This window comes from Ramlibacter alkalitolerans, from assembly GCF_016722765.1.
Lineage (GTDB): Bacteria > Pseudomonadota > Gammaproteobacteria > Burkholderiales > Burkholderiaceae_C > Ramlibacter > Ramlibacter alkalitolerans.
Genome location: NZ_JAEQND010000015.1, coordinates 12,914 through 31,231, shown reverse-complemented (window position 1 = coordinate 31,231; position 18,318 = coordinate 12,914). Strand labels below are relative to the sequence as shown.

21 protein-coding genes are annotated in these 18,318 nt (G+C 69.3%); 16 read left to right on the top strand and 5 right to left on the bottom strand.

The window, feature by feature from the left end:
* The 5 genes from thrC to JI746_RS23185 are packed head-to-tail and all read left to right on the top strand — an operon-like array spanning position 1 to position 3,925.
* On the top strand, positions 1–1,443 hold the full coding sequence (thrC, locus tag JI746_RS23205; protein WP_201692668.1) for a threonine synthase: 1,443 nt from the start codon (positions 1–3) through the stop codon (positions 1,441–1,443).
* On the top strand, positions 1,440–1,973 hold the full coding sequence (mobB, locus tag JI746_RS23200; protein ID WP_201692667.1) for a molybdopterin-guanine dinucleotide biosynthesis protein B: 534 nt from the start codon (positions 1,440–1,442) through the stop codon (positions 1,971–1,973). Before thrC ends, mobB begins: the two co-directional genes overlap by 4 nt.
* Positions 1,970–3,196 (top strand): molybdopterin molybdotransferase MoeA, encoded by a 1,227-nt coding sequence (locus JI746_RS23195; RefSeq protein WP_408004120.1) that lies wholly within the window; start codon positions 1,970–1,972, stop codon positions 3,194–3,196. The genes mobB and JI746_RS23195 overlap by 4 nt, the downstream gene beginning before the upstream one ends.
* Positions 3,193–3,444, top strand: coding sequence for a molybdopterin converting factor subunit 1 (moaD, locus tag JI746_RS23190; RefSeq protein WP_201692666.1), 252 nt, complete (start codon positions 3,193–3,195; stop codon positions 3,442–3,444). Before JI746_RS23195 ends, moaD begins: the two co-directional genes overlap by 4 nt.
* A 7-nt stretch (positions 3,445–3,451) precedes the next feature.
* The gene (locus tag JI746_RS23185; RefSeq protein WP_201692665.1) at positions 3,452–3,925 is read left to right on the top strand and encodes a molybdenum cofactor biosynthesis protein MoaE; all 474 of its coding nucleotides are present in this window, start codon (positions 3,452–3,454) and stop codon (positions 3,923–3,925) included.
* Between the two features lie 153 nt (positions 3,926–4,078).
* Here the strand turns inward: JI746_RS23185 and JI746_RS23180 are convergent, their stop codons facing one another.
* Entirely contained in the window at positions 4,079–5,062 is a 984-nt protein-coding gene (locus JI746_RS23180; RefSeq protein WP_201692664.1) for a Bug family tripartite tricarboxylate transporter substrate binding protein, read from the bottom strand.
* Between the two features lie 24 nt (positions 5,063–5,086).
* A complete protein-coding gene (locus JI746_RS23175; protein WP_330893062.1) occupies positions 5,087–5,590 on the bottom strand; it encodes a MarR family winged helix-turn-helix transcriptional regulator in 504 nt (167 codons plus the stop codon).
* Between the two features lie 93 nt (positions 5,591–5,683).
* On the opposite strand from JI746_RS23175, the gene JI746_RS23170 reads away from it, so the two are divergent.
* A complete protein-coding gene (locus tag JI746_RS23170; RefSeq protein WP_201692662.1) occupies positions 5,684–6,655 on the top strand; it encodes a tripartite tricarboxylate transporter substrate binding protein in 972 nt (323 codons plus the stop codon).
* Positions 6,655–7,884, top strand: coding sequence for a flavin-dependent oxidoreductase (locus JI746_RS23165; RefSeq protein ID WP_201692661.1), 1,230 nt, complete (start codon positions 6,655–6,657; stop codon positions 7,882–7,884). Before JI746_RS23170 ends, JI746_RS23165 begins: the two co-directional genes overlap by 1 nt.
* A 177-nt stretch (positions 7,885–8,061) precedes the next feature.
* On the opposite strand, the gene JI746_RS23160 is transcribed toward JI746_RS23165, so the two are convergent.
* Positions 8,062–8,634, bottom strand: a complete 573-nt coding sequence (locus JI746_RS23160) for a hypothetical protein (RefSeq protein WP_201692660.1) — start codon at positions 8,632–8,634, stop codon at positions 8,062–8,064.
* A 99-nt stretch (positions 8,635–8,733) separates the two neighbouring features.
* Here JI746_RS23160 and clpB point away from each other — a divergent pair, with 99 nt between their 5' ends.
* The 8 genes from clpB (at position 8,734) to JI746_RS23120 (ending at position 16,983) form a co-directional block, all read left to right on the top strand.
* On the top strand, positions 8,734–11,358 hold the full coding sequence (clpB, locus tag JI746_RS23155) for an ATP-dependent chaperone ClpB (RefSeq protein WP_201692659.1): 2,625 nt from the start codon (positions 8,734–8,736) through the stop codon (positions 11,356–11,358).
* A 130-nt stretch (positions 11,359–11,488) separates the two neighbouring features.
* The gene (locus JI746_RS23150; RefSeq protein WP_201692658.1) at positions 11,489–11,791 is read left to right on the top strand and encodes a hypothetical protein; all 303 of its coding nucleotides are present in this window, start codon (positions 11,489–11,491) and stop codon (positions 11,789–11,791) included.
* Positions 11,792–12,007: 216 nt separating this feature from the next.
* The gene (locus JI746_RS23145) at positions 12,008–12,637 is read left to right on the top strand and encodes a response regulator transcription factor (RefSeq protein ID WP_330893064.1); all 630 of its coding nucleotides are present in this window, start codon (positions 12,008–12,010) and stop codon (positions 12,635–12,637) included.
* 116 nt (positions 12,638–12,753) lie between these two features.
* Positions 12,754–13,116, top strand: a complete 363-nt coding sequence (locus JI746_RS23140) for a protocatechuate 3,4-dioxygenase (RefSeq protein ID WP_201692656.1) — start codon at positions 12,754–12,756, stop codon at positions 13,114–13,116.
* Positions 13,116–13,958 carry a class III extradiol dioxygenase family protein gene (locus tag JI746_RS23135; protein ID WP_201692655.1) on the top strand — a complete coding sequence of 281 codons (843 nt, stop codon included), beginning with the start codon at positions 13,116–13,118 and terminating at the stop codon, positions 13,956–13,958. The genes JI746_RS23140 and JI746_RS23135 overlap by 1 nt, the downstream gene beginning before the upstream one ends.
* Entirely contained in the window at positions 13,958–15,133 is a 1,176-nt protein-coding gene (locus JI746_RS23130; protein ID WP_201692770.1) for a 4-hydroxybenzoate 3-monooxygenase, read from the top strand. The genes JI746_RS23135 and JI746_RS23130 overlap by 1 nt, the downstream gene beginning before the upstream one ends.
* 10 nt (positions 15,134–15,143) lie before the next feature.
* Positions 15,144–16,148 (top strand): Bug family tripartite tricarboxylate transporter substrate binding protein, encoded by a 1,005-nt coding sequence (locus JI746_RS23125; protein WP_201692654.1) that lies wholly within the window; start codon positions 15,144–15,146, stop codon positions 16,146–16,148.
* 82 nt (positions 16,149–16,230) lie between these two features.
* Entirely contained in the window at positions 16,231–16,983 is a 753-nt protein-coding gene (locus JI746_RS23120) for a hypothetical protein (RefSeq protein WP_201692653.1), read from the top strand.
* Here the strand turns inward: JI746_RS23120 and JI746_RS23115 are convergent.
* Positions 16,980–17,177, bottom strand: a complete 198-nt coding sequence (locus tag JI746_RS23115) for a DUF3079 domain-containing protein (RefSeq protein ID WP_201692652.1) — start codon at positions 17,175–17,177, stop codon at positions 16,980–16,982. The genes JI746_RS23120 and JI746_RS23115 overlap by 4 nt on opposite strands.
* A 109-nt stretch (positions 17,178–17,286) precedes the next feature.
* Here JI746_RS23115 and JI746_RS23110 point away from each other — a divergent pair, with 109 nt between their 5' ends.
* Positions 17,287–17,424 carry a DUF3096 domain-containing protein gene (locus JI746_RS23110; RefSeq protein ID WP_201692651.1) on the top strand — a complete coding sequence of 46 codons (138 nt, stop codon included), beginning with the start codon at positions 17,287–17,289 and terminating at the stop codon, positions 17,422–17,424.
* Here the strand turns inward: JI746_RS23110 and JI746_RS23105 are convergent.
* Entirely contained in the window at positions 17,421–18,197 is a 777-nt protein-coding gene (locus JI746_RS23105) for an SDR family oxidoreductase (protein WP_201692650.1), read from the bottom strand. The two genes, JI746_RS23110 and JI746_RS23105, sit on opposite strands and share 4 nt — an antisense overlap.
* Positions 18,198–18,318: the final 121 nt, after the last annotated feature.

The following is an 18,318-nucleotide window of genomic DNA, read 5'->3' as shown; positions in this document are numbered from 1 at the left end:
ATGCTGTACCTCTCCACCCGCGGCCACCCGGACCGCAAGCACTTCTGCGAAATCCTGCTGGAGGGCCTGGCGCCCGACGGCGGGCTGTACCTGCCGGAGCACTATCCGCAGGTCGACGCCGCCACGCTCGCGAAATGGCGCAGCCTGCCGTACGCGGACCTCGCCTTCGAGATCCTGTCGCTCTACATCGACGACATCCCGGCCGACGACCTGCGCGCGATCTGCCGCAAGACCTACACCGAGGAGGTGTTCGGCTCGCGCGAGATCGTGCCGCTGAAGAAGCTGGAAGACGGCCTGTACCTGGAGGCGCTGTCCAACGGGCCCACGCTGGCCTTCAAGGACATGGCGATGCAGCTCCTGGGCAACCTGTTCGAGTACGAACTCGGGCGGCGCGGCGAGGAACTGAACATCCTCGGCGCGACCTCCGGCGACACCGGCAGCGCCGCCGAATACGCCATGCGCGGCAAGAAGGGCGTGCGCGTCTTCATGACCTCGCCGAACGGGCGCATGAGCCCCTTCCAGCAGGCGCAGATGTTCAGCCTGTCCGACGCCAACATCCACAACCTGGCGATCGAGGGCGTGTTCGACGACTGCCAGGACATCGTCAAGGCGGTGTCGAACGACCTGGCGTTCAAGCGCAAGTACCGCATCGGCACCGTCAACTCGATCAACTGGGCGCGCCTGGTGGCGCAGGTCGTGTACTACTTCGCAGGTTACTTCCAGGCCACCCGGCGCCCCGACCCCAGCCCTCCCGCGGCGGGGGAGGGAGAACTGCCGAAGGTCAGCTTCAGCGTGCCGTCCGGCAACTTCGGCAACATCTGCGCCGGCCACGTCGCGCGCAGCATGGGCCTGCCGATCGACCGGCTCGTGCTGGCCACGAACGAGAACGACGTGCTCGACGAGTTCTTCCGCACCGGCGTCTACCGCGTGCGCGGCAGCCAGGACACCTTCGAGACCTCCAGCCCCTCGATGGACATCTCCAAGGCCAGCAACTTCGAGCGCTTCGTGTTCGACCTGCTCGCGCGCGACGGCGCCAGGGTGCGCTACCTGTTCGCGGAGGAACTGCCTGCCAAGGGCCGGTTCGACCTTTCCGGCGAGGTCGCGCGGGCGCGCTCGCAGTACGGCTTCGTGTCCGGCAAGAGCACGCATGCCGACCGCGTGGCCACGATCCGCGACACGTACCAGCGCTTCGCCACCATGATCGACACCCACACGGCCGACGGCCTGAAGGTGGCGCGCTCCTTCGCCAGCGCCGGCACGCCGATGATCGTGCTGGAGACGGCGCTGCCGATCAAGTTCGCCGCCACCATCGTGGAGGCCCTCGGGCGCGAACCGGACCGGCCGGCGAAATTCGCCGGCATCGAGGACCTGCCGCGGCGGGTGACCGTGCTGCCGGCCGATGCGGCGGCAGTCCAGCAATTCATCGCGGCGCACTGCGCATGAAGGTCGTCGGATTCGCGGGTTACTCGGGCTCGGGCAAGACCCAGCTCGTCGAGCGGCTGATCCCCGAGCTGAAATTGCGCGGGCTGCGGGTTTCGGTCGTCAAGCACGCCCACCACAAGTTCGACATCGACCATCCCGGCAAGGACACCTATCGCCATCGGGAGGCGGGTGCGTTCGAAGTGGTGGTCGCTTCCGACCGGCGCCTGGCGCTGTTGCGCGAGTTCGAGCAGCCGGCGAAGCTGTCCGTGCACCACCTGATCTCCGAGCTGTGGGAAGGCGTCGACTGGGTGCTGGTGGAAGGCTTCAAGGAAAGCAACCTGCTCAAGATCGAGGTCTGGCGCCCCGAGGCCGGCAAGCAGGCGCGCTACCCGGACGACGACTTCATCGTGGCGATCGCCACCGATGCGGCGGACCAGCTGCCCCAGGCAACCCTGCGGCCGGTGCTGGACCTGAATGACCCTGATGCGGTGGCCGGGTGGCTGGTCGAGAATGGGGACAGGTTCGACTACGACCCGGAGAGATACGCGTGAACTCCCGTCCCGCGCTGCGCCCCCTCGACGACGCCCTGGCGGCCCTGCTGGCGCAGGCGCAGCCGCTCGCCGGCACCGAGGTCGTGGCGACCTTCGACGCCGATGGCCGGGTGCTGGCCGAGGACCTGGTCTCGTCGCTGCAGGTCCCGCCGCAGGACAACAGCTCGATGGACGGCTATGCCGTGCGCCGGGCCGAGATCGCCGACGAAGGCGTGCCGCTGCCGGTCAGCCAGCGCATTCCGGCCGGCGCGGCGCCGCAGCCGCTGCAGTCCGGGAGCATCGCCCGCATCTTCACCGGCGCGCCGGTGCCCGCCGGCGCGGACGCGATCGTGATGCAGGAGGACACCCAGGCTCTCGACGACGGCCGCGTGCGCATCCTGCGCATGCCCGAGGCCGGCCAGTGGATCCGCCGCAGCGGCGAAGACATCACGCGCGGCAGCACGGTGCTCGCGTGCGGCGAACGCCTCACGCCGGCCGCGCAAGGCCTGGCCGCGAGCATCGGCCGCGAGCACCTGCAGGTGGCGCGCCGCCCGCGCGTCGCGCTGTTCTCCACCGGCGACGAACTGGTGATGCCGGGCCAGGTCGCGCCCGAGGCGATGAAGCCCGGCGCGATCTACAACTCCAACCGCTTCTTCCTGCGCAGCCTGCTGCTGCGCCTGGGCTGCGAGGTGCGCGATCTCGGCATCGTGCCGGACCAGCGCGAGGCCACGGTGCAGGCCTTGCGCGATGCCTCGCGCGACAACGATCTGATCCTCACCAGCGGCGGCGTGTCCGTCGGCGAGGAGGACCACATCAAGCCCGCCGTGCAGCAGCTCGGTTCGCTGGACCTGTGGCAGATCGCCATGAAGCCCGGCAAACCCTTCGCCTACGGCAAGGTGGCCGATGCGCATTTCATCGGCCTGCCGGGCAATCCCGTGTCCAGCTTCGTCACCTTCCTGCTGCTGGTGCGCCCGTTCCTGCTGAAGCTGCAGGGCGCCACGCAGCTCACGCCCGTGGCCGTGCAGCTGCCGGCGAACTTCGCCTGGCCGCGGCCCGACAAGCGCCGCGAATTCCTGCGCGCGCGGCGCGATGCGCAAGGCCGGCTGGCGCTGTTCCCGAACCAGAGCTCCGGCGTGCTGACCTCCACGGTCTGGGCCGACGGCCTGATCGACGTCCCGGCGGGCCACACCATCGCGCCGGGCGATCCGGTGCGCTTCCTGCCGCTGGCGGAGTTGCTGGCATGAACCTGAGGATCAAGTACTTCGCCTCCGTGCGCGAGGCGCTGGGGCAGGGCAGCGAGTCGGTGCAGACCCGCAGCGAAACGCTCGGTGCCCTGCGCGACGAACTCGTCGCCCGGGGCGAGCCTTACGCGTCGGCGCTGGGGCGCGGCAAGGCCGTGCGCATGGCGCTGGACCAGGTCATGAGCGACGACGCGGCCGTCCTGCGCGAAGGCTGCGAGGTCGCGTTCTTCCCGCCCGTGACGGGCGGCTGAGGCGGCCATGGCGGCGCGCGTTGCGATCCAGACCGGGGACTTCGACGTCGCGGCGGAGATCGCCGCGCTGCGCGCGGGCGACGCCGGGGTGGGCGCCGTCTGCAGCTTCATCGGCACGGTGCGGGACCGCAGCGAAGGCGCCAACGTCAGCGCGATGGAGCTGGAGCACTACCCGGGCATGACGGAGAAGGCGATCGAGCAGATGATCGACGAGGCCTTCCGCCGCTTCGACATCCGCGCCGCCCGCGTGATCCACCGGGTGGGCCCCTTGCAGGTCGAGGACCAGATCGTCCTGGTCGTGGTCACCTCGGCCCATCGCGGCGAGAGCTTCCAGGCCTGCGAGTTCCTGATGGACTACCTCAAGACCCAGGCGCCGTTCTGGAAGAAGGAACGCACGCCCGAGGGCGAGCGCTGGGTCGACGCCCGCGTGGCCGACGACGAGGCGCTTGCGCGCTGGGGCATCGCGAGCCGCAATACCTGAATGCGGACAGCCGAATGCGGACAGCCGAACGCAGAGGCCGCAAAAGTTACGCAAAAACCGCAGAAAGGGACACCATCATCGAATGGATGTCCTTTTGCGGCTTCTGCGTAACTTTTGCGGCTTCTGCGTTCGGCTGTCCGTATCCCGGCTGTCCTACTTCGCCTGGAAGCCGCTCGCCTTGATGATGCGGTCCCAGGTCTGCGTGTAGCCCTTGACGCGGTTGGCGAACAGGGATTGGGGCTGGTAGCCCACGGTGAGGCCCATCGCCGTCAGGTGCTCTCGCACGTCCGGCATCGCGATCACCTTTGCCAGCGCCTGGTTCATGCGGTCGATCACCTCGTGCGGCGTGCCGGCGGGGGCGAACAGGCCGTAGTAGGGCAGTTCCTCGAGACCAGCGATGCCCAGTTCCTTGAAGGTCGGCACGTCCGGCAGGATGGCCTGCCGCTTGTCGCCGATGACCGCCACGATGCGCAGCTTGCCCGCCTTGTGGTTCTCGATGAAGTCCGGGATCGAGGCCACGCCGGCCTTGATCTGGTTGCCCAGCATGTCCGCCATCATCGGCGCGCTGCCGCGGTAGGGCGCCGCCTGCAGGTCCAGCTTGTACTTGCTCCCCACCATGCCGACCAGGAACTCGGGGATCGACGCCGGCGCGGGCACGCCGATGGTGTCCTTGCCGCCCTGCTGCTGCACGAAGCGCACGTACTCGGGCAGCGACTTGGCCGGCGTGCCGCTGGAAAGCGCCAGCGCGTTGGCGAAGGTGGCGAAGCCGGCGACCGGAATGAAGTCGACGGCCGGATCGAAGCCGGCGTTCTTCGTCACCAGCGGCAGGATCGAGATCGAGTGGTCGTGGCTCAGGAAGAAGGTGCTGCCGTCCGGTGCCGCGCTCTTGAGCGTCTGGGCGGCGATCTGGCCGCCGGCGCCGGCCCGGTTGTCGACGACCACCGGCACGCCGAGCTGGTCCTTCAGCTTCTCCGCCAGCGTGCGCGCGATCGCGTCGGTGCCGCCGCCGGGCGGAAAGCCGACCAGGATGCGCACGGAGCTCGGGCCTTGCGCCTGCACGGCGCCGGCGGCCAGGGTGAACAGGCCCGCCAGCAGCAGGCGGCGCGCGGAGGAAAAGCGGGGCGACAGGGGGGTCATCCGTCGAGGATAAGGGCTCAGGCTTCAAGCGGCCTGACGCGGCGCTGGCGGCGGCACGAAGGCGGCACGGGCCTCGTCCTCCAGCTCGCCCGTCAGCAGCTGCAGCAACTCCAGCAGCTGCTCCTGCTGTTCGCGGTTCAGCGGTGCCATCAACCGGCGGTAGGCCTTCTCCGCCGGTTTCTGCGCGCGCTGCAGCAGCTCGGCGCCTTCCTCGGTGAGCCGCACCGACACGTTGCGGCGGTTGTCCTCCGCCGGCACGCGCTGCACCAGCCCGCGGGCCTGCAGGCCGCGCAGCACGCGCAGCACCGTCACCTTGTCGAAGCCGAGCGCGCGCGCCAGGCTGGACTGCCCGAGCCCGGGGTGCGCCTGCAGCACCGTCAGCACGCCGAACTGCGCCGGCGTGAGCTCGAGGCCGCGGCAGGCGTCCTCGAACACGGCGGCCGAGATCTGGTGCGCGCGGCGCAGCAGGAAGCCCGGGCGGGCATACAGCCGGGCCAGCTGCGGGGGAGGCTTGGACGGGGAGGACACGCTTGTTTCACCTTCTGGGGTATGCGACGATTGTGACGGGCCGAGCGGGGCCCGCATAATCGTTAGCATGCCAACTTGCAAGCACGCAATGCAATGAAGACCCTGATTCGAACAATCCTGGCAGCGATCGCCCTCACCGGGCTGAACGCCTTCGCGCAATCCCCCGCCGCCTCGTCCGGCGTGCCGCTGAAGCTCATCGTGCCGTTCACTGCCGGCACCGGCATCGACATCGTCGCGCGCACGGTCGGGCCGCGCCTGTCGCAGCGGCTGGGCCGTCCGGTCGTGGTCGAGAACCGCACCGGCGCCTCCGGCAACATCGGCACCGAAGCCGTCGTGCGCGCGCCGGCCGACGGCAACACGCTGCTGGTGAGCGTGAACACGCTGGTGATGAACCGCAGCCTCTATGCGCACCTGCCCTTCGATCCGGTGAAGGACCTGGTCCCGGTGTCGCTCACCAGCTGGGGGCAGCTGCTCCTGGTGGCGCCGCCCTCGACCGGTTTCCACAGCGCGGGCGACCTGGTCGCGGCCGCGAAGGCGCGCCCCGGCCGCCTGAACTACGCCAGCCCCGGCGTCGGCACGCCGCACCACATGTCGATGGAGCTGTTCAAGCAGACCGCCGGCGTCTTCCTCACGCACATCCCCTACCGTGGTACCTCGCAGGCGGTGACCGACCTGCTGGGCGGCCAGGTCGATGCGATGTTCCTGCCGATCCACGTCGCGCTGCCGCACGTGAAGACGGGCAAGCTGGTGGCGCTGGGCATCGGCAGCGACAAGCGCCACCCCCTGCTGCCCGCCGTGCCGACGCTCGCCGAGGCGAAGGCCGGCAACGTGAACGTCGCCATGTGGTACGGCATCTTCGCGCCGCCCGGCACGCCCGCCGACCAGGTGGCGAAGCTCAATCACGAGCTGAAGGACATCCTCGCCTCGCCCGAGGTCCGCACCAGTTTCCAGACGCAGGGCATGGACCCGGCCTGGAGCTCGGCGGAGGACTTCCGCCACCTCGTCGCGCGCGATGCCGAACGCTGGGCCGGCGTGGTGAGCACGGCCCACATCAAGGCCGAGTGATGCGCGTCGCGATCGTCGGGGGCGGCATAGGCGGGCTGGCGCTGGCCCTGGGCCTGAGCGAGCGGGGCATCCCGTGCGACGTGTACGAGGCCGCGCCCGAGATCAAGGAACTCGGCGTGGGCATCACGCTGCTGCCGCACGCGATGCGCGAGCTCGCGGCGCTGGGCCTGCAGCCGAGGCTCGAGCCGCTGGGCATCGAGAACCTCGAGAGCGTCTTCTTCAACCGCTGGGGCCAGTTCATCTACCGGGAGCCGCGCGGCCGGCATGCCGGCTATTCGGTGCCCGAGCTAGGCATGCACCGCGGCAAGCTGCACGGCGTGATGTACGAGGCGGCGCGCGAACGCCTGGGCGACGCGCGCATCCACCTGGACCACCGCTGCACCGGCATCCAGCAGGACGCGCAGCAGGTCACGCTGACCTTCAACGGCGTGCGCGGGCAACCGCAGCCCACCGTGCAGGCGGACATCGTGATCGCCTGCGACGGCGTGAATTCGGCGGTGCGCCGCCAGTTCTATCCGCAGGAGCAGGTCGCCTTCGGCGGCATCAACACCTGGCGCGGCGTCACGGTGCACAAGCCGATCCTCACCGGCAAGAGCTACCTGCGCATCGGCACGATCGATACCGGCAAGCTGGTGATCTACCCCATCGTCGACAACGTCGACCGCCACGGCAGCCAGTTGATCAACTGGGTGGCGGAGATCCGCCAGGCCGAGATGGGCATGAACGACTGGAACCGGCCCGGCCGCTTCGAGGATTTCCTGCCCTTCTTCCAGGACTGGAACTTCGAGTGGCTCGACGTGCCCAGCCTGCTGCTGCACGCGCGGGAGGTGCTCGAGTACCCGATGGTCGACAAGGACCCGGTGCCGCGCTGGACCTTCCAGCGCGTGACGCTGCTGGGCGACGCGGCGCACCCGATGTATCCGCGCGGCTCCAACGGCAGCGCGCAGGCACTGATCGATGCGCGCACCCTGGCGGACCTGCTGGCGCGCGGCGGCGACCCGGTGCAGGCCCTGCAGGAGTACGAGGCGCTGCGCCTGCCGGCCACGGCGAATGTGGTGGAGACCAACCGCACGGTGCCGCCTGACTTCATCATCATGAAGGCCGACGAGCTCAGTGGCGGCAAGCCCCTGCCGGGCCGCATCGAAGACCTGATCCCGGCGGAGGAGTTCCGGCGGATCTCGGACGACTACAAGCGGGTCGCAGGATTTGCGCTGGACAAGAACGAGTAGCGACGCGGGATGCGGTTCCCGCAGGCTGGCGGTGGAGCGAAGCGAAACCCCAGCGATGCGCGGGAGCGCTGGAGGCGGGAAACCGGGGCACGCGCACAGCGCGTCATCGGGAGCCCGGGATTCCCGCCTTCGCGGGAATGACGGCGAAGGTCAATTCGGGCGGGAACGACGGCCAGGTCAATTCAGATACCGCGGCCGGTTCCCATCGCCCTCGTCGTGCGGCGGCTCGCTGCCCACCACGGGATGGAACGGCTCCTTCCACTGGGACTGCAGCAGCGCCTGGTCCAGCAGGTGCATCAGCCCCTGCATCAGCTTGGGCTGCATCTCCATCTGGAAGCTGCGCGGCTTGCTCGCGCCGTTGGGCGGACGCTCGTTGAAATTCAGGCGCAGCGGGCCGTTGGCCAGCGGCGTCGCATCGACGTCGGTCACCAGCAGCGGGTCCTCGCCGAGGGGATGGCGACCTTGCTGCTCCTGGTAGGGCGTGTCGAAGTCGGCGTGCTGCAGGAACTCTTCCTTCCGGAACTCCGCCAGCATCTTCTTGAGTTCCGGATTCGCGCCCGCAAGTGAGGCTCCGGCGGACTCCAGTTTGAGCAGGTGCTCGGTCAGCAGCTTGGACAGCAGCGGCCACAGGCCCACCATCAGCCGCCGGGTGAGCCACATGCGCATCTCCTCGCCTTCGGTCGTGTTGACGCGCATGAGGATGCGGTCCTGCTCCGGCAGGTAGGTGACCGACATCTGGTGGATCTGCATGAACTTGATTCTAGTCACCCTCGTGCATGCCTACGGGCCTAGAGTCCGCACTTGAAAAGGCGGCAGTCAAGCTTATCTGGCGTGTAACGGAGCATTTCAATGCGACTCGACAAACTCACGACCAAGTTCCAGGAAGCCCTCGCGGACGCGCAAAGCCTCGCGCTGGCCAACGACCATGCCTACATCGAACCGGCGCACCTGCTGGTGGCGATGCTGCGGCAGGAAGACGGGCCGCGCGCACTGCTGCAGCGCGCGGGCGTCAACGTGCAGGGCCTGCTGGCCAGCGCCGAGGGCGCGATGCACAAGCTGCCGCAGGTGCAGGGCCAGGAGCAGATCCAGGTCGGGCGCGACCTCGCGGTGCTGCTGCAGGCCAGCGAGAAGGAAGCGCTCAAACGCAACGACCAGTTCATCGCCAGCGAGAACTTCCTGCTGGCGGTGGCCGAGACCAAGCAGGACATCGGACGCATCGCCCGCGAGAACGGGCTGGTGCGCAAGTCGCTCGAAGCCGCCGTCGACGCGGTCCGGGGAGGACAGAACGTGGATTCCGCCGAAGCCGAAGGCCAGCGCGAAGCGCTGAAGAAGTACACCCTCGACCTCACCGAGCGCGCCCGCCTGGGCAAGCTCGATCCCGTGATCGGCCGCGACGAGGAAATCCGCCGCGCCATCCAGGTGCTGCAGCGGCGCACCAAGAACAACCCGGTGCTGATCGGCGAACCCGGCGTCGGCAAGACCGCGATCGTCGAGGGCCTGGCGCAACGCATCATCGCCGGCGAAGTGCCGGAGACGCTGAAGAACAAGCGCGTGCTGTCGCTCGACATGGCGGCCCTGCTCGCCGGCGCCAAGTACCGCGGCGAGTTCGAGGAGCGCCTGAAGAACGTGCTCAAGGAGCTGGCGCAGGACGAAGGCTCCACCATCGTCTTCATCGACGAACTGCACACCATGGTCGGCGCCGGCAAGGCCGAGGGCGCGATGGACGCCGGCAACATGCTCAAGCCGGCGCTGGCGCGCGGCGAGCTGCACTGCGTGGGCGCCACCACGCTGGACGAATACCGCAAGTACATCGAGAAGGACGCCGCGCTGGAGCGCCGCTTCCAGAAGATCCTCGTCGGCGAGCCGACGGTGGAGGCGACCATCGCCATCCTGCGTGGCCTGCAGGAGAAGTACGAGGTGCACCACGGCGTGGAGATCACCGACCCCGCCATCGTGGCCGCGGCCGAGCTCTCGCACCGCTACATCACCGACCGCTTCCTGCCGGACAAGGCGATCGACCTGATCGACGAAGCCGCCTCCAAGATCAAGATCGAGATCGACTCTAAGCCGGAAGCGATCGACCGGCTGGACCGCCGCATGATCCAGTTGCAGATCGAGCGCGAGGCCATGAAGAAGGAAAAGGACGAAGCCTCGCAGAAGCGCCTGGGCCTCATCGACGAGGAGATCGCACGCCTGGCCAAGGAGATCTCGGACCTGGAGGAGATCTGGAAGTCCGAGAAGGCCACCGCCATGGGCTCGGCCAACGTGAAGGAGGAGATCGACCGCCTGCGGCGCGAGATCGAGGACTTCACGCGCAAGGGCGACTTCAACAAGGTTGCGGAACTGCAGTACGGCAAGCTGCCGGCGCTGGAAAAGCAGCTCAAGGAAGCGCAGGCCGCCGAGACCTCCAAGGGCAAGAGCGGCAAGCCGCAACTGCTGCGCACGCAGGTGGGCGCCGAGGAGATCGCGGAAGTGGTGGCGCGCGCCACCGGCATCCCGGTGTCCAAGCTGATGCAGGGCGAGCGCGAGAAGCTGCTGCTGATGGAAGACCGGCTGCACGAGCGCGTGGTCGGCCAGGACGAGGCGATCAGCGCCGTCGCGAATGCGATCCGGCGTTCGCGCTCGGGCCTGTCGGACCCGAACCGGCCCACCGGCTCCTTCCTGTTCCTCGGCCCCACCGGCGTCGGCAAGACGGAGCTGTGCAAGGCGCTGGCGACCTTCCTGTTCGACAGCGAGGAGCACCTGATCCGCGTCGACATGAGCGAGTTCATGGAGAAGCACTCGGTGGCGCGCCTGATCGGGGCGCCTCCGGGCTACGTGGGCTACGAGGAGGGCGGCTACCTCACCGAAGCCGTGCGCCGCAAGCCGTACAGCGTGATCCTGCTCGACGAGGTCGAGAAGGCGCACCACGACGTCTTCAACGTGCTGCTGCAGGTGCTCGACGACGGCCGCCTGACGGATGGACAGGGCCGCACCGTGGACTTCAAGAACACGGTGATCGTGATGACCTCCAACATCGGCTCGCACATGATCCAGCACATGGTCGGCAAGCCGTACGAGGAGGTGAAGGACGCGGTGTGGGACGAACTGAAGAACCACTTCCGCCCCGAGTTCCTGAACCGCATCGACGAGACGGTGGTGTTCCACGGCCTCAGTGCCGAACACATCGGCCGCATCGCGAAGATCCAGTTGCGGGTGCTCGAGCAGCGGCTCGCCAAGATGGACCTGCACCTGCAGGTCTCGCCGGCGGCGCTGGAGGAACTCGCGAAGGTGGGCTTCGACCCGGTGTTCGGGGCGCGGCCGCTCAAGCGGGCGATCCAGCAGCGCATCGAGAATCCGCTGTCCCGGCTGATCCTCGAAGGGCGCTTCCCGCCCAAGTCCACCATCCCGGTGGAAGTGGATCCGGTGCGCGAGCCCGGCGTGTTCCACTTCGGCGAGACGCGGCCGGCTTCGCGCGAAACGCAGGCGGCCTGAGCCCCCGCTGGCTGGCTGCCCCACGCTGGCTGGGCTCGCCCGCAGGGCGACCCCAGCTTCCCCCTCTCCAGTGCCGGGGTGCGCGCGCGCAGCCCGGCCTCCCAACCCCAGCTCCGGCAGAATCCATCTGGTGCAACTTCTCTTCAGCCTCGTCGTTCGCCTGGTCCTCCTCGCAGCCGGCCTGCTGGCCGCTGCCCTGATGGCCGTCGTCCTCACCGTGTTGCTGGCCTCCTGGTTGCTGCGGGCGGCTTGGGCCCTGCTCACGGGCCGCCCCATCCGGCCCTTCGTGATGCGCATGGGCCCGCGCCACGCTTTCGAGGAAATGATGCGGCGGGCCGCCCCGCCGCGCCCCGAGAGCCGCACGCCCCGCGCGGATGCCGCGGCCGGCGCGCGGCGGCGGCTGGCCGACGTGACCGACGTCGACCCGAAATAGGCCGGCTCGCCTGTCCCTGCCGGCGTGAGGGTCAGGAATCCAAAGAACGCCTACCTTTCTGTAGGAACATGACTACGGGACGGATTCACGCGCAGTCTCCTAATGGCTCCCATGGGCCAGCCGGCCCGGGAGGCAGCAAGAGCCGTGAAGCAGCATCGCTTCGGCGAACCCGAGCACACCGGGGCTCCGGCACCGGCGACGCTGGTCGCGCGCACCGTGCGCGTGGGAATCGCTGACGATCATCCGATCACCCGCAGCGCGCTGCGCTCGTATCTGGAGGAGCAGGAGGGGATCCGCGTGGTGGCCGAGGCCTGTTCTGGCCGGGAGGCGATCGACCTCGTGCGCACCCAGGCGCTCGACGTGCTGCTGCTGGATCTCGACATGCCGGGCCAGAGCGGCATCGATGCGCTGACCATGATCCGGGCCAAGGCGGAGCACGTGGCGGTGCTGATCCTGTCCGGCTATCCGGAGCACCAGTACGCCGTGCCGCTGATCCGCAACGGCGCCAGCGGCTACCTGAACAAGGCCTGCGAGCCGACGGAGATCGTCTCGGCGATCCGCCGCGTCTCGCAGGGGGCGCGCTACATCACGCCGGCGGTGGCCGAACTGCTGGCCACGCAGGTGATGACGCCGTCCCCCGGCGGCTTGCACGAGCAGCTCTCGGCGCGGGAGCTGCAGGTGTTCCTGAAGCTGGCGCAGGGCTGCAGCGCAGGGCAGGTGGCTGCGGAACTGTCGCTCAGCGCGAAGACGGTGAGTACCTACCGGGCGCGGCTGATGCGCAAGCTGGAGGCGCGGTCGAACAGCGACCTGACGTACTACGCGTTGAAGCATCGGTTGCTGGATTAGGAGCGGGAGCGCTGGGGTTCGCGCTGGCGCGGCTCACCACCAGCCTACGGGCCATCCCCGATGAAGACAGGCGGATGCACCCGTAGACTGGGCCGCTCTTCCACTTGGCCTGTCGGATGTCAACGCAGCAACTCACGCCCGGCGTCCGCATCCAGGGCTCCGAGGTCTTCGACCTCGCGAACTCCTGGCGCGGCTATCGCATCAACAAGATGTGCAACGCGCTGTCGCAGGCGGCCCAGCGCGAGGCGTTCCAGCGCGACGAGGAAGCCTTCATGGCGGCGCACCACCTGGCCGAGGAAGAAAAGCAGCTGGTGCGCGCGCGCGATTTCACCGGCCTGCTGGCCGCCGGCGGCAACATCTACTTCCTGCTCAAGCTGGGCGCGGTCACCGGCAACGGCCTCTACAAGATGGGCGCCAGGATGCGCGGCGAAAGCTACGAGCAGTTCCTGGCCACCCGCAACGACCCGGGAGCGACCTGATGGCCCGCATCGTCGCCGGCATCGGCACCTCCCATGTCCCCTCCATCGGCGGCGCGTACGACCGCGGCAAGACGGCCACGCCGGCCTGGAAGCCGCTCTTCGACGCCTTCGTCCCGGTGCGCGAGTGGCTGCGCGGCGTGCGGTCCGATGTCTGCATCATGGTCTACAACGACCACGGCGCCGACTTCTTCTTCGACAAGTACCCCACCTTCGCCGTCGGCTGCGCGGACCGCTATGCGATCGCCGACGAAGGCTTCGGCGTGCGGCCGCTGCCCCCCATCCGCGGGGAACTCGCGTTCTCGCAGCACTTGTGCCGCTCGCTCGTGTACGACGAGTTCGACCTGACGATCTGCCAGGAACTGGCGGTGGAGCACGGCTTCCTGGTGCCCATGCACCTGTGCTTCGATCCGCTCGAAGGCGGCTGGCCGGTCGCCTCGGTGCCGCTGGAAGTGAACGTGCTGCAGCATCCGCTGCCGACGGCGCGGCGCTGCCATCGCCTGGGCCAGGCGATCCGGCGCGCGGTCGAGAGCTATCCGCAGGACCTGCGCGTGGCCATCATCGGCACCGGTGGCATGTCGCACCAGCTGACCGGCCCGCACTTCGGCGCGATGAACCCGCAGGAGGACCAGGCCTTCCTCGACGCGCTGGAGCGCGACCCCGACAGCCTCGCCGCCATGACGCACCAGACCATGATGGAGAAGTACGGAGTCGAGGGCATCGAGCTGATCATGTGGCTGGTGATGCGCGGGGCGCTGTCGCCGCAAGCCAGGCGGGTGCACCGCAACTACTACGCGCCCATGACCACCGGCATGGGCCTGATCACCTTCGAGGAGCCGGCGTGATGCGCACCCAGGTGGGCATCGTCGGCGCCGGGCCGGCGGGGCTGATGCTGGCGCAGATGCTGCACCTGCAGGGCATCGAATCCGTCATCGTGGAGCGCGCCAGCCAGGAGCACGTGCGCACGCGGCTGCGCGCCGGCGTGCTGGAGCAGGGCACGGTGGAGATGATGCGCGAGGCGGGTGTCGGCGAGCGGGTGGACAAGCTGGGGCTCAAGCAGCGCGCGATCGATTTCCGCTTCGGCGGCGCATCGCACCCGATCGACTTCGAGGCGGTCTGCGGCCGCAACACCTGGGTGTACCCGCAGCACGAGGTGGTGACGGACCTGATGGCGGCGCGGGAACGCAGCGGGCAGCCGGTGCTCTACGACGCCCCCGTCACGCGCATCGAAGGCCTCGAGCGCGAGCGTCCCGTGATCCACTACGAGCGCGAGGGCGAGCCGCTGCAGCTCGAATGCGATTACGTCGCCGGTTGCGACGGCTTCCGCGGCATCTGCCGCGCGGCGATCCCGGCCGAGCGGCTGACGGTCTACGACCGCATCTATCCCTTCGGCTGGCTCGGCATCCTGGCCGAGGCCAGGCCCGCGATCGAGCACGTCACCTGGGGCTGCCACGAGGACGGCTTCGCGATGATGAGCATCCGCTCGCCGACCGTCACGCGCCTGTACCTGCAGTGCGATCCCGGCGACGACCCCGACAACTGGTCGGACGATCGCATCTGGTCCGAGCTGCACCAGCGCCTGGACGTCCCCGGCCTGCCCCCGATCAACGAAGGCACCATCACCCAGAAGGGCGTGACGGCCATGCGCAGCTTCCTCGCCGAGCCGATGCGCTATGGGCGCCTGTTCCTCGCCGGCGACGCCGCGCACATCGTGCCGCCCACCGGTGCCAAGGGGCTCAATTCGGCGCTGGCCGACGTGAAGGTGCTGGCCCGCGCACTCGCCGAGCGCTACGCCACGGGGCGCGACGACGCGCTGGACCGCTACTCCGACGTCTGCCTGCAGCGCATGTGGCTGGTGCAGCGCTTTTCCGCCGGCCTCTGCACGAGGGTGCACCAGTTCCCCGGCGAGAACGCGTTCGTGCGCCGCCTGCAGCGCGCGGACCTGGAATACATGACCACCACCGTTCCCGGCCGGCTGGAGTTCTCGGAAAACTTCACCGGCCTGCCGGTGCATGCCTAAGGAGCCGCAGATGAATGCATCCCCGATCCGGCACGGCCGCCGCAGCTTTCTCGCGCAGGCGGCCGGTGCGCTGGCTTCCGGTCTCGCCTTGCCCGGCACGGGCTTCGCGCAAGGGGAGGCGTACCCGGCGCGTCCGGTCAAGGTGGTGTGCAACTTCCCCGCCGGCAGTTCGCCCGACGCGCTGGTGCGGGCGATCGCGCTGCCGATGCAGCAGGCGCTGGGGCAGCCGGTGGTGATCGACAATCGCGCCGGCGCCAGCGGCATGATCGGTGCCGAACTGGTGGCCAAGGCGCCGCCGGACGGCTACACGCTGCTGATGACGGCCGGCAGCACGATCACGACCAATCCGCACGTGTTCGCGAAGATGCCTTTCGATGCGGCGCGCGACCTCGTGCCCGTGGCCGCAGTGGCGCGCCTGAACCTGTTCCTGGTCACGCGCGGCGACTTCCCGGCCGGCAACGTGCGCGAATTCCTCGCCTACCTCAAGGCGCATCCGGGCAAGGTGACCTACGGCTCGGCCGGCAATGCCACCGGGCTGCACCTCGCGGGCGAGATGCTCAAGGGCCAGGCCGGCGTGTTCGCCGTGCACGTGCCGTACCGCGGCGCTTCGCTGGCGCTGCAGGACCTGCTGGCCGGCCAGATCGACTTCTACTTCGATCCCGGCATCGCGCTGCAGCAGGTCAAGGCGGGCAAGCTCAAGCTGCTCGCCGTCGGGGCGCCGCAGCGCTCGCCGCTCTATCCGGACGTGCCGACGCTGTCGGAGGCCGGGCTCAAGGGCTTCGATGCCGGCACCACGCACGGCCTCTATGCACCGGCGGGCACGCCGGCGGCCGTCATCGAGCGGCTCAATCGCGAGGTGAACGCGGCATTGGTACAGCCGAACGTGAAGGCGCAGATCGCCACCCTGGCGGCGGAGCCCACGCCGATGACGCCGGCGCAGTTCGAGACCGTGATGCGCGAAGACAGCCGCCGCTACGGCGCCGTGATCCGCGAGCGCCACATCACCGCCACGTAGGCTCGCGGCGCTTGACGCAGCGCAAGACGAGGGTTGACGCAGCGCAAGGCGGCGCCGGGGTGCGGTCCACAGAATGGATCGCATGTCGCAGCATCCTTCCTCCCCCGGCATCCGCAGGCGCAGCCTGCTGCTTTCCGCCACCGCGGCACTCGCGCCGCTGGGGGCCTGGGCCGACGGCGTGTGCACGCCGCGCGACCTGGCGCGGCGTTACGCGGCGCTGGTGGACCGGCAACTGCACGTGCCCGGCAACGAGGTCCTGATCTACGGCGGCCTGGCGGAAAGCGAACTGGCGGGCTTCCGCGATCTGCCGTCGGGGCCGCAGTACATGCTGGTGGTCGACGCCTGTCCGGCGGTGCAGACGGCTTTCCTGTTCTGGCGCCTGCTGCCGGGGCGCTATGAGCTGATCGGCGCGTCGCCGGCCTCCACCGGCGACCCCGAGCAGGCCGGCTGCGTGCAGACGCCGCAGGGCGTGTTCGCCCAGAAGCAGGTCGAGTACGGCCGGCGGATGACCTCGCGCGTGTACGACTTCGGCCGCCAGCGCACGCGCACCGGCCGCCCGGGCGCATTCACCGACTTGCGGCTGCAGGCGCGCGCGGCCACGGGGCGCACCGGGGCGCTGCTCGGGCAGGTGCAATCCGACGGCTGCGTGCTGCTGCCGCCGGGGCTGGTCGCCTTCCTGGACCAGTTCGGCGTCCTCGACGCGGGCCGCAAGGACGGCGTGACGCCCACGGGCGAGGCGCTGCCCTTCGCGGGCCGTTACCTGGTCGTGATCGACAGCGAGCGCGACGAGCGGCCGGAGTGGGCCGCCGCGGGCCATCCGTTGACGGCTTCCTAGGCTTTCGCGGCCGCGTCGGCGGGGCGCAGCGGGTCGAGCCCCTCGCGCTCCCAGCCTTCGCCGAAGGTCTCGATGGGGTGCTGGGTGCGCTCGGTGCCGTTGCCGCAGATCATCTGGTCGGCGGCGCAGTAACGATCACAGCCCCAGCAGGTGCGTTCCGGGTGGGCGGGCCGGATCGGGAATATCTTGGCCATGCGCCCATTCTGGGAAGCCGAGGGCGGTAGGGGATTGCGCTGGGTCAATCGGCCCCCGGCCGGGCAGCGGCGGCGGATACTGCGGCTCCCCCTCCGTGGAGCCCGCCCCATGCAATACATCCAGCACCTCGGCCCCGTCGCAGCGCTGATCGCCGGCGTCCTGATCCTGATCATGCCCAAGCTGCTGAACTACATCATCGCCCTGTACCTGATCATCACGGGGCTCGCCGGTCTGTTGGGGCGTTAGGACTGCTGCATGTGCTGGGCGTACAGCTTCTGCATGCCGCCCAGCCAGCGGTCGTAGTCCTGCGCCTTGGCCAGGAAGTACTGCGCGACTTCGGGGTGGGGCAGGGCGAGGAAGCGTTCCTCGCGCAGGGTCTGCACCACCACCTCGGCCACCTGTTCCGGCAAGAGCACGCCATTCACCGCGGCCGATCCGGTGCCGTCGCGCGTCATGTCGGTCTGCACGGATTGCGGGCACAGGCAGGACACGCGGATGCCCTTGCGCCCGTAGGCGATGCGCAGCCACTCGGCGAAGGCCACCGCGGCGTGCTTGGTCACGCCATAGGCCGGCGTCTCGACGATGTTCAGGAGCCCGGCGGCCGACGCGGTAACCAGGAAGTAGCCCTCGCCGCGTTCCAGCATTTCGGGGATCACCGCGCGCGCGGCCCAGACGTGCGCCATGCCGTGCACCTGCCACATCTTGTCCCACAGCGCGTCTTCCAGCTCGATGCCGCCGATGCGCCCGAGGATGCCGGCATTGGAGCAATACACGTCGATGCGGCCGAAGCGCTCGCGCGCCAGCTGCACCAGCGCCTGGATGTCGGCCTCCCGGCTCACGTCGCAGTGCGCCGCGACGGCCATCGGCCCGATGGCCCGCGCCACGCCCTGCGCGCGTTCGAGGTTCACGTCCGCCACCACGACGCCGCGCGCGCCCTCGCGCGCGAAGCGTTGGGCCAGCCCGGCGCCGATGCCGCTGGCGCCGCCCGTCACCACCACCACCTTGTCGCTGATTTCCATGCGTGCCTCCGATGAGGCGAGGAGTATCGGCGCTGGCGCGACCGGCGCAAAGCGCAGGGGCGACATGACTCAGCGCAATGGCCGGCGTCGCGCGGCTGGCCGGGGGCGCCGCCTGCACGGT

Bases quoted from the DNA above. Each gene is read 5' to 3' on its own strand.
- thrC (WP_201692668.1), top strand. From the start codon at position 1: ATGCTGTACCTCTCCACCCGCGGCCACCCGGACCGCAAGCACTTCTGC.
- mobB (WP_201692667.1), top strand. From the start codon at position 1,440: ATGAAGGTCGTCGGATTCGCGGGTTACTCGGGCTCGGGCAAGACCCAG.
- moaD (WP_201692666.1), top strand. From the start codon at position 3,193: ATGAACCTGAGGATCAAGTACTTCGCCTCCGTGCGCGAGGCGCTGGGG.
- JI746_RS23185 (WP_201692665.1), top strand. From the start codon at position 3,452: ATGGCGGCGCGCGTTGCGATCCAGACCGGGGACTTCGACGTCGCGGCG.
- JI746_RS23180 (WP_201692664.1), bottom strand. From the start codon at position 5,062: ATGACCCCCCTGTCGCCCCGCTTTTCCTCCGCGCGCCGCCTGCTGCTG.
- JI746_RS23170 (WP_201692662.1), top strand. From the start codon at position 5,684: ATGAAGACCCTGATTCGAACAATCCTGGCAGCGATCGCCCTCACCGGG.
- JI746_RS23165 (WP_201692661.1), top strand. From the start codon at position 6,655: ATGCGCGTCGCGATCGTCGGGGGCGGCATAGGCGGGCTGGCGCTGGCC.
- JI746_RS23160 (WP_201692660.1), bottom strand. From the start codon at position 8,634: ATGCAGATCCACCAGATGTCGGTCACCTACCTGCCGGAGCAGGACCGC.
- clpB (WP_201692659.1), top strand. From the start codon at position 8,734: ATGCGACTCGACAAACTCACGACCAAGTTCCAGGAAGCCCTCGCGGAC.
- JI746_RS23140 (WP_201692656.1), top strand. From the start codon at position 12,754: ATGTCAACGCAGCAACTCACGCCCGGCGTCCGCATCCAGGGCTCCGAG.
- JI746_RS23135 (WP_201692655.1), top strand. From the start codon at position 13,116: ATGGCCCGCATCGTCGCCGGCATCGGCACCTCCCATGTCCCCTCCATC.
- JI746_RS23130 (WP_201692770.1), top strand. From the start codon at position 13,958: ATGCGCACCCAGGTGGGCATCGTCGGCGCCGGGCCGGCGGGGCTGATG.
- JI746_RS23125 (WP_201692654.1), top strand. From the start codon at position 15,144: ATGAATGCATCCCCGATCCGGCACGGCCGCCGCAGCTTTCTCGCGCAG.
- JI746_RS23120 (WP_201692653.1), top strand. From the start codon at position 16,231: ATGTCGCAGCATCCTTCCTCCCCCGGCATCCGCAGGCGCAGCCTGCTG.
- JI746_RS23115 (WP_201692652.1), bottom strand. From the start codon at position 17,177: ATGGCCAAGATATTCCCGATCCGGCCCGCCCACCCGGAACGCACCTGC.
- JI746_RS23110 (WP_201692651.1), top strand. From the start codon at position 17,287: ATGCAATACATCCAGCACCTCGGCCCCGTCGCAGCGCTGATCGCCGGC.
- JI746_RS23105 (WP_201692650.1), bottom strand. From the start codon at position 18,197: ATGGAAATCAGCGACAAGGTGGTGGTGGTGACGGGCGGCGCCAGCGGC.